Raw genomic sequence first — 8,087 nt, forward strand, 5'->3', positions numbered from 1 at the left:
CGCGGCGCCTTGTGTAGGCGCCTGCTGGAATGACTGGCACGGCTGCTTCAGGGATGGACCATAGGCGCTGAGGCGTAGCGGTTTTTGCCCGCGCGCTTGGCGGTATACAAGGCTTCGTCCGCCATATTCACGCACATGCGCGCGTCCTGGCCGCAGGACTGAAAACTGGCGATACCTATGCTGGTCGACAGCGTCAGCGCCTGGTCATAGGCAATCAGCGGCTCGCGCATTGCATCGATAATCTTGCGGGCCACCGTTTCGGCGTCGGCCATGCCCTGGCTGAGAAATTCCAGCACCACCACAAATTCATCCCCACCCAGCCGCGCCGGAATATCGGACTGCCGTATGCATTGAGTCAGCCGTGCGGCAAAGGCGATCAATACGGCATCGCCCACATCGTGGCCGTAGCTGTCGTTGATGCCCTTGAAGCCATCCAGATCCAGATACAGCAAGGCGCATTCCTTGCCCACCCGTTTGGCGCGTTCGGTGGCGCGATGCCAGTGCTGCTCAAAGCCGCGTCGATTAGACAAACCGGTCAGCGCATCCTCCATGGCCTGGCGGGACAAAGAATTTTCCAGTTCTTTACGCGCGGTAATGTCCTGCACCATCACGTAATAGCCGCCCACCTTGCCATCCGCATTCGGGCGCGGCACGGCGTCGTAATGCTCCCAGTGCTCGCCGTCTTCCTGCAGGGTTTGTACCTCAAGCGTGGCGTAGGGATTGTCACGCAGCCGGGCCAGGTATTGCTGCAACTGCGGGCTGTGCTGCAACGGCGGCGCTTCGCCAAACTTCAGCCCGATCAGCGAACCCGGCTCAACGCCATACCAGCGATGCCAGGTGGCGTTGGCAAACCGATAGACGCCGTCAGTGTCGATTTCGGCAACCAGCACCGGCAGGCTGTCGGTAATGGTGCGTAGTTCTTGCTGGCTACGGCGCACGGCCGCCTCGGCTTCCTGGCGGGCCGAGACATCGCGCAAAAACGCGTTAAAACGCACCTGGCCATCGACCGCCACATGCGAAATGGTCATTTCCACCGGAATATCCACGCCGTCGCGGCGGCGTGCTGGCAATTGCAGCACGCGATCGAGCACCACGGCCTGACCGGTATGCAAAAAATTGACCAGGCCGCGACTGTGCCGTTGTCGGTAGGCGGGCGGAATCAGGGTTTCTTCGATTAACTGGCCCAGCACTTCAGCGCGCGACCAGCCAAAAATCTGTTCCGCTTTGCGGTTCCATTCAATGATCAGGCCGTGGTGATCGATGCTGATAAAGGCATCGGCCGCGGTCTCCAGCACACTGCGATGCAGCGCTTCGCTGCGGCGCAATTGCGCTTGCGCCTCAAGCTGCTGGTTCACTGCAATCGATAGACTCTGATTGGCCTGCTGCAACGCAGCGGTGCGTTCGCCCACGCGTTGCTCCAGCGTATCGCGCAGATTTTTCAGCGCCGATTCCGAGGCTTTGCGGCGCTGGATGTCCTCGATCACCGAGATGTAATGCTGCGGCGTGCCATCGGCGCCGCGGCGCAAAGACACGGTGAGCTTGGCCCAGACCACCTGGCCGTCTTTGCGCACATAGCGCTTTTCCAGCGTGTAGTGGTCGATGTCGCCGGCCAGCAAATCCTGCAAGGTTTGCAGATCGATGCGCAGATCGTCGGCGTAGGTAATGTCCTGGAAGGTCAGCGCCATCAGTTCTTCGCTGCTATAGCCCAGAAAATCACACAGCGGCTGATTGACGCGCATCCACGTGCCATCCAGCGCCACCCAGGCCAGGCCGGTGGCGGCTTGCTCAAAGGTCACATCCAGATCGTCACGGCTTTCCAGCACCTGCTGCAGGCCTTTGGCGTGCGATTCCATCGCCACCCGTGCAGTTTCGCGGTGGGCAAATTCGCGTTCGACCAGGCCGCCCAGGTCGCGCAGCATGGCCGCCTCGGATGACGTCATATGGCGCGGGCGCGGATCAAACACGCACAAGGTGCCCAGCCGGATGCCTTCCAGCGAGCGGATGGGGTAACCGGCATAAAAGCGGATATAGGGCGGCTGCGTGACCAGTGGATTATCAAAAAAGCGCGGGTCTTGTTGCGCATCGCCAATCACGAACAGCTCGTCGCTGAGGATGGCATGACCGCAGAACGAGATATCGCGTGGCGTCTCGCTCACTTCCAGCCCGACTCTGGATTTGAACCATTGCCGGTTGGTATCGATCAGCGACACCAATGCGGTTTGCACATTCATGGCTTGCCGTGCAACACGCGTGATGCGATCGAATTCTTCTTCGGGCGCGGAGTCGAGGATGCGCATGCTGTTGAGCAGCAGCAGGCGGCTCGCTTCGTCAAAGGGGATGTCCGGTGCGATCAACGACCTTTCCTTCGAGGCGTAGGAACAGGATGTAAGCATAAACGAGACGCAAGCCACGCGGGGCTGCTATGGCGTTTGCATAGCGGGATGTGTGGCTGAACGGCGTCAGGGCAGGGGCAGAATGTGATCTGTTTCGCTCTGTTTTGGCTGCGACTACATACTGAAAGCGCTTTCTGCAAGTCGCCGATTGCTGCGCTGCAGTAGGGCAGAAACGCATTATTAAACGCTAACATACTGATTCTACAAGGCCTGCGGCGTGAGTTACGCTGGTGCGTGGCGCGCCGCCAACGCACCGAAACATGACGTTCGTCGGCTGTACACGTGTAGTCAAATTGCCGCGCCTACGCGGCAAACCCGCATGGCGTCACGTTTTGTATCTGTTTATGGCTGTCAGGTAGGGTAAAGCATTTACTTGTTTCCAATGGAACCTCCCATAACCATGAAAGCGATTTCATGGCAGTACCGTAGTACCCGAAAAACCGGAGGAGACAAAAAATGCAAAGTAATACGCAGTACAAACAAGGCCGCCAGCGTGTGCTGGCGCTGGCATTGGCCGCAGTGACCGCCATGCCGGCACCCCTGGTGGCGGTCGGCCTGATGGCTATTACCCCCAGCGCACAAGCAGCTGCCACCACCGGCTACACGCAGCAGTCGGGCGGTAGCGTGCAGTTTTATGTAAACGGCGCGGCATGGGCCGACATCCACTACACGATTAATGGTGGCGCGCAGTTGAACGTGCGCATGACCAATAGCGGCACTAACAACACCTATACCGTGACCGGTATCCCCGCCAATGCCACGGTCAAGTTCTCGTATACCGTGGGTTCGAGCGATGGCTCCGCGGTCGACACGGCGTGGACCACCTTCACCTATACCGGCACGGCCAGCCCGACGCCCGCACCCACGCCTGCCCCCACGCCAGTCCCGACCCCGGCGCCGACGCCGGTACCCACACCTGCACCCACTCCTGCGCCCACCCCGGCCAGCAGTTACGGCGCAACCGCACTGGCTGGCGGCGTGGTGGCCTTCTACGCCAATGGTGGCGCGTGGGCTGATGTGCATTACACGATCAATAATGGTGGCCAGATCAACGTGCGCATGACGGCCAACAATGGCAATAACAGCTACCAGATCACCGGTGTGCCAGCAGGTGCCGTCATCAAGTATTCGTTCACCATCGGCCAGTCGAATGGCTCGGCCGCGGATACGCCACAACAGACGCTGACCTACGCGGGCTCGACCCCTACCCCGGCGCCGACGCCAGCCCCGACGCCAGCGCCCACCCCGGCACCGACGCCGGTCCCGACCCCGGCACCCACCCCGGCACCGACGCCGGTCCCCACACCCGCGCCCACACCGGCACCGACGCCCGCGCCAACGCCCACTTCGGATAACCCCGACTTTGGCGCCAATGTGCAGGTGTTTGATACCAACACGCCGATCGCCACCATCCAGGCCGCCTTCAATGCTGCCTTTGATGCGCAGAATCAAAGCCCGACCGCGCAGTTTGGCGCACAGCGTTATGCCTTCCTGTTCAAGCCGGGTACCTACACCGGTGTCTACGCCAATCTTGGCTTCTATACGTCGGTCGTCGGCCTCGGCCAGAACCCGGATGACGTCACCATTGGCGGCAATATCAATGTCGATGCGGGCTGGAACTACGGCGATACCTCCAACGCCACACAGAACTTCTGGCGTTCGGCCGAAAACCTGTCGATCCTGCCTGATGGCGGCACCGATCGTTGGGCCGTATCGCAGGCCGCGCCAATGCGGCGTATCCACGTCAAAGGCAATCTGACGCTGGGTCCGTCCAACCAGGGCGATGGTCAGGGCTATGCCAGCGGCGGTTATATCGCCGATAGCAAGGTGGATGGCCAGATCACTTCGGGCTCGCAACAGCAGTGGTACACGCGTGATTCCAATATCGCCGGTTGGCAAAACGGCGTGTGGAATATGGTGTTCTCCGGCGTAGTCGGCGCACCGGCGCAGTCCTTCCCGGCCACCTGGGGTGCCGCCGCACCGTACACCACGCTGGCCACCACGCCGGTCTCGCGTGACAAGCCGTATCTGTACGTTGATAGCGCAGGCAAGTACCGCGTGTTTGTGCCGTCGTTGCGCACCAATGCCTCCGGCGCCAGCTGGGCCAGCGGTCCGACCGCGGGTACCTCGCTGCCGATGAGCCAGTTCTATGTGGTCAAGCCGGGCGCCAGCGCTGCCACCATCAATGCCGCGCTGGCCAGTGGTCTGCACCTGTTCTTTACGCCAGGTACCTACCATCTAAGCCAGTCGCTGCATATCACCAACGCCAACACCGTCGTGCTGGGGATCGGCTTCCCGACCCTGGTGCCGGATAACGGCGTAACCGCGGTGACGGTGGATGATGTGGATGGCGTACGTCTGGCCGGCTTGTTGTTTGATGCGGGCACCACCAACAGCGCTTCCTTGCTGCAAGTGGGCCCGGCTGGCGCCAGCGCTTCGCATGCCAGCAACCCGACCACCATCCAGGATGTGTATTTCCGCATCGGTGGCGCGGTGGCGGGCAAAGCCACCAACAGCCTGACGGTGAACAGCAGCAATGTGATCATCGATCACATCTGGGCATGGCGCGCTGACCACGGCCAGTCGGCTACCGGCTGGAACATCAATACGGCTGACACCGGCGTGATTGTGAACGGCGCCAATGTGCTGGCCACCGGCCTGTTTGTGGAGCATTACGAGAAATACAACGTGCTGTGGAATGGTCAGGGCGGCAAGACCATCTTCTTCCAGAACGAGCTGCCGTATGACGTGCCGGATCAGGCGTCGTGGATCAGCCCGGCTGGCAATGGTTATGCCGCGTACAAGGTGGCCGATAACGTCACCACGCACGAAGGCTGGGGCATGGGTAGCTATTGCTACTTTAACGTCAACCCGGCGGTGAATGCGTTGCACGGCTTTGAGGTGCCGAATGTGGCCGGCGTCAAATTGCACGATGTGTTTACAGTGTCGCTGGGCGGGGTAGGGACGATCACGCATGTGGTCAATAACACCGGCACCACCGCGCAAGGCACTTCGACCATCCCGCAAAACGTGGTCACTTATCCGTAAACAGTGGGTTTGCACCCCGGCGCCCGGTGCGCCGGTGGTAGACTCCTTGGCCCGCATCACTGATGCGGGCTTTTTTTATGCCCGAATGCTCACTACGGTAAGACCATGCGCCCGCTGACCACCGACCGCCTGACCCTGGAACCGCAACTGGCCAGCCACGCCGAAGAGATGTTTCCGGTGATGTGTGACCCCGCCATTTACGAGTTCGAAAACGCGCCGCCCAAATCGGTGGAGAGTTTGCGCGCGCTCTACAAACGGCTGGAGTCACGCCAGTCGCCCAATGGCTTTGAGCAATGGCTGAACTGGATTTTGCGCTTGCAGGATGGCACCGCCATCGGCTACGTCCAGGCCACGCTGGACGCGCCGGGCCGCGCCACCATCGCCTATGAACTCGGCAGTAACTGGTGGGGCAAGGGTTACGCCAGTGAAGGCGTGCGCGCGATGCTGGATGAACTGCTCAGCCAGTACGGCGTGTTCGATTTCTATGCGACCTACAAGGCGCGCAATCATCGCTCGGCCAAATTGCTGCGCCGACTGGAATTCCAGACCTGTCGGCCCGGGCCGGAAACCCCGCACGTCTTAAGCGATGAAGTGTTGATGTACAAAGGCTTATAAGCGCGGCGGCCCGCTTCACAGGCAATCGAGGCCTTTGAGCGTCGCGCGCACGGCCTCGTCCAGCGGCGTATGCGGCTCGCTGCCCAATTGCGCCAGCAACTGGCGGTTATCCATCTGCACCGACTGTTGCCACAGATAACGCATCTCGCGTAATTCGCGGAATACCGTCACCAGCGGCGATGCCAAGGTCACCAGCCACCACGGAAAGCGCTTGATGGCAGGCGTCTGGTCGCTTTGTTGTTGCACCACGCGCTGGATGGCGGTCGCCATTTGCGTGCCATCAGCATCCCAATGTCCGCCAAAGTGGTAGTTGGCAAACGGCGGCAAGTTGTCCTGGGCCAGCAAGCGCAGCACCGTTTGCGCGGCATCGGGCACATAGGCCCATTGATGGCCCGCGCCGGGGCGGGCCGGGTTGGCGATCGAAGTCACCGCTTTGCCGGGCTTGACCAGGCCTTGCGCAAACCAGCTATTGCCCACTTGCGGACCAAAGAAATCGCCAAAGCGCACAATCAGCACCGGCGTGCCCGCGCTGGCGGCCAGGCGCAAGCGGCTTTCCATTTCGGCGCGGATTTTGCCTTTGCGTGTTTGCGGGTTTTGCGGCGCGCCTTCCAGGATATGGGCCCACTGGTCCGGACCAAAGTTATAAACCGTGCCGGGCAAGACCACCCGCGCCCGGCTGACCGCGGCGGCGGCCAGCGTGTTGTCCAGCATCGGCAACACCAGTTCGGACCAGCGCTGATAACCGGGCGGGTTAACCGCATGCACGATCACCTCCGCGCCCTCTGCCGCGCGCAGTACATCGGCGCGTTGCATGGCATCGCCGGTCATCCACTCGATGCCGCTCTGATCCGGCCCGCCGGCTTTGCGACGCAGGCCGCGTACGCGCCAACCTGCGGCGACCAACTGCCTTGCGATTTCGCCGCCGATGCCGCCGGTGGCACCCAATACCAATGCTGTTCTGGCCATGACTTGTTGTCCTTGTGGGGGATGAGATGTCGTCAGTCTGGCCGCTGCGTGGCTAAAAGAAAATTGACGAAAAGCGGATAGCCGATATACAAATTTGTATGACCGTAGCCACCTTACCCATCCAGCCCGACTGGACCCTGTACCGCACGTTTCTGGCGGTTTTGCGCGAAGGCTCGTTGTCGGGCGCGGCGCGGCAACTGGCGTTAACGCAGCCGACTGTGGGCCGCCATATCGAGGCGCTGGAAGCGGCGTTGCAGATTGCGCTGTTCAGCCGCTCGCCCTCAGGTCTGGTGCCGACCGATGCGGCGCTGGCCTTGCGGCAATATGCCGAAGAGCTGGACGCCACCACCGCCGCCCTCAGCCGCGCGGCCACCCGCCTGGGCGACGGGGTACGCGGCACGGTGCGCATCAGCGTTAGCGAAATGATCGGCGTTGAAGTGTTGCCACCGCTGCTGGCGCAATTGCGCGCGCAGTGGCCCGAGCTGGTGCTGGAGATCATGCTCAACAATCGGCTGGAAGATTTGCTAAGGCGTGATGCCGATATCGCCGTGCGCGGGGTGCGGCCGCAGCAGGACGCGCTGGTGGCGCAGTTTGTCGGCACCATTAATATCGGCTTGCACGCCACGCCGGACTATCTGGCCCGCCACGGCGCGCCGCAGCGTTGGGATGAACTAGGCAGCCATAGTCTGATCGGCTTTGATAGCGAGACGCCGTTTATTCGTGAGGTGCAAAGCCGCATCGGCGGCCTGCGCCGCGAGCGCATGGCGTTGCGTGCGGACAGCGATGTGATGCAGCTGGCGGCCACGCGCGCGGGTTTCGGCGTGGGCGTGTGCCAGGTGGGGCTGGCGCGACGGTACGGCCTGGTGCGGGTGATGGCGGATGAATTCAACTGGCCAATGGACACCTGGCTGGCCATGCACGGCGACCTGCGCAACCACCGCGCCTGCCGCGTCGTATTCGATGCCCTGGTCACTGGCCTGCGCGAATATGCTAATGCCGCATAGGGTGGGTCATGACCCACCGCTCAAAGCCGATTGCCAAGTACCCATACCTTGGCATGCCACA

The 8,087-nt window shown here is 61.6% G+C and carries 5 protein-coding genes; 3 read left to right on the forward strand and 2 right to left on the reverse strand.

Annotated features, from left to right (window positions below; all coding sequences use genetic code 11):
- Positions 1-47 precede the first annotated feature (47 nt).
- Positions 48-2,354 carry a PAS domain S-box protein gene (locus ACYQ1A_RS18680; RefSeq protein WP_499364439.1) on the reverse strand — a complete coding sequence of 769 codons (2,307 nt, stop codon included), beginning with the start codon at positions 2,352-2,354 and terminating at the stop codon, positions 48-50.
- Positions 2,355-2,849: 495 nt separating this feature from the next.
- Between ACYQ1A_RS18680 and ACYQ1A_RS18685 the strand changes: the two genes are divergently transcribed.
- Both ACYQ1A_RS18685 and ACYQ1A_RS18690 read left to right on the forward strand, forming a co-directional pair.
- A complete protein-coding gene (locus tag ACYQ1A_RS18685) occupies positions 2,850-5,441 on the forward strand; it encodes a pectate lyase-like domain-containing protein (protein ID WP_499364441.1) in 2,592 nt (863 codons plus the stop codon).
- Between the two features lie 105 nt (positions 5,442-5,546).
- Entirely contained in the window at positions 5,547-6,056 is a 510-nt protein-coding gene (locus ACYQ1A_RS18690; RefSeq protein ID WP_062225427.1) for a GNAT family N-acetyltransferase, read from the forward strand.
- 15 nt (positions 6,057-6,071) lie between these two features.
- Here ACYQ1A_RS18690 and ACYQ1A_RS18695 read toward each other — a convergent pair whose 3' ends face one another.
- A complete protein-coding gene (locus ACYQ1A_RS18695; RefSeq protein ID WP_499364444.1) occupies positions 6,072-7,022 on the reverse strand; it encodes an NAD-dependent epimerase/dehydratase family protein in 951 nt (316 codons plus the stop codon).
- A gap of 98 nt (positions 7,023-7,120) precedes the next feature.
- On the opposite strand from ACYQ1A_RS18695, the gene ACYQ1A_RS18700 reads away from it, so the two are divergent.
- Entirely contained in the window at positions 7,121-8,026 is a 906-nt protein-coding gene (locus ACYQ1A_RS18700) for a LysR family transcriptional regulator (RefSeq protein ID WP_499364446.1), read from the forward strand.
- The last annotated feature ends 61 nt before the right edge of the window (positions 8,027-8,087 follow it).

It is taken from the genome of Silvimonas sp. JCM 19000 (assembly GCF_054652575.1).